Here is a 1870-nt window from a genome sequence, read left to right as displayed (position 1 = left end):
CCGGTGTAGATGTTGAAGGCGCCCTTGCGCTGGTAGTACTTCAGGTCGGCCTCAATCGCCTTTTGGTTCCAATGCACCACATTGTGGTAATCGCCGCACAGCACGTCGATATGGGTCGGCATGTGCACAAGATGGCCGGCATCCGACACCAGTGTGCGCAACACATCGGCGGCTTTCAGCGCCTTTTCAGGCGTTGGCGACATCTCCATCAAATGCACGTATAGATGCAGCAGGCCGGGGTGCTGCATGGCGCGGGGATCATTCCTCATCGCCCATTCCAGCACGTCCTGTGCCTCCACCGTGGCCGCACCGGCGGCGGGTTTGCCGGTTTTCAGATCCCACATCTTCCAAGGCGTCAAATTCAGCAGGCTTTCGGCATAGACCGTGCGCAGGTCCAGATGATCCGGGCAGGCGGTAAAGGCCGCGCGCATGGCGTCGGCAAAGGCATAGTCCCAGATGTGCATGTCCTCGGCGGCCTCCCGCTGGGGGTAGCGGGCCTGAAGGGCAAGGATCAGCTGCCGCTCGACCTCTGTGCAGCCCTCTAAACAAGCCAACGCGGCTTGGGCGGCATCATAGGCCTCTGCCAGGTCTTCGGCACGGCCTTTGCCGTCCCGCAAGTTCCAGGGCAGATTGTAATTCGGGCCGGTTGCATAGGCCACGCCCCAATGGGCCATGGCGCAGCCGGGATCATACCCTAACGCCTGCTTGAAACACCTGACCGCTTCCTCGTGGTTGTAGCCGTAGGTCCAGATCAGGCCGCGGTCGAACCATATCTGCGCCTCTGGAGAAGCGGCCGTTACTGGGCAGGAATGGCTGCCGAGATCGTAATCATAGCCCATGAAAAAACCTCCCCAAGTATTTGGCGAGGTTAAGCAGAGGCTTCTATCCGGACAAGGTGGTTATTCGGCGGGCAGTTGCGCCTCTGCCCGTGCCATTTGCAGCATCAGCAGGAACGCAAGGCCGGCCATTGTCAGCAAACCGGCAGCCAGCGGCAGCAGTGATCCGTCAAACAGCAGGCCCACCGGTGCCGCAATGGCAGCGGCCAGAACGGTGGAGATCGCACCGATCACCGAGGCCGCCATGCCGGCGATATGGCCCATCGGCTCCATCGCGATGGCGTTGAGATTTCCAAGGGTTGTGCCCGCCAGAAAGAACACGCTGGTCTGCCAAGCAACGAACAGGCCAAACAGCAGCGTTTCCGGCAGCGCCTGTCCGCTGAGCACCAGCATCACAGCAGAAATGCAGCATTGCGCGGCCAAGGACCAGGTCACGATCCGGCGCATCCCAACGCGGACAACAATGGCTGCATTCAGCAGGCTGGCAGTGCCCGCCATCAGCGCCACAAATCCAAACCAGAACGGGAAGCTGCCGGCGCGGTCAAAGATCACGTCATAGACCTGCTGCACCATCGTCAGCATGGTGAACAGCATTCCCAGGCAAAGGGTCTGAACCAGAATAGACAGGCGCACGGCGGGGTGGGCGAACATCTCTTTCACGGCTCCCAGCAGCAGCGGCAGGCGGAAGGGGCGGCGGTTTTCTGCTGCCAGAGTCTCCGGCAGGCGCAGACCCATCCACATCACGATGAGGATGGCGAAAACGGCAAAGGCCAGAAAGATACCGCGCCAGCTGGAGAACGCGATGATGCCCGCGCCCAGCATCGGTGCAAAGGCGGGCACAAGAGTGAAAATCATCATTGCAATCGACATCATCCGGGCCATTTCCCGGCCCGCGTACAGGTCCCGCACGATGGCAATGCCGACAACCCGCGGCCCGGCAGCACCCAGCCCCATGACCACTCGGGAGGCCAGAAGCAGCTCAAGCGATTGTGCCTGCCAGGCGACAGCGGACGCAGCGATGTACAGCGCCGCAC

General features: G+C 61.4%; 1 protein-coding gene and 1 pseudogene. Both read right to left on the bottom strand.

The genetic code is table 11. The annotated features are described in order from the left end of the window. A pseudogene (locus A2I95_RS34665) lies at positions 1-839 on the bottom strand (hypothetical protein); the annotation flags it as partial. A 60-nt stretch (positions 840-899) separates the two neighbouring features. Then, positions 900-1870, bottom strand: a 971-nt coding sequence (locus A2I95_RS34660) for an MFS transporter (protein WP_291737101.1), incomplete at its 5' end; no start/stop codon positions are given.

Source organism: Leisingera sp. F5 (assembly GCF_001593695.1).
Note: the sequence above shows the minus strand (reverse complement) of the source record. Positions and strands in the feature narration are given on the sequence as shown.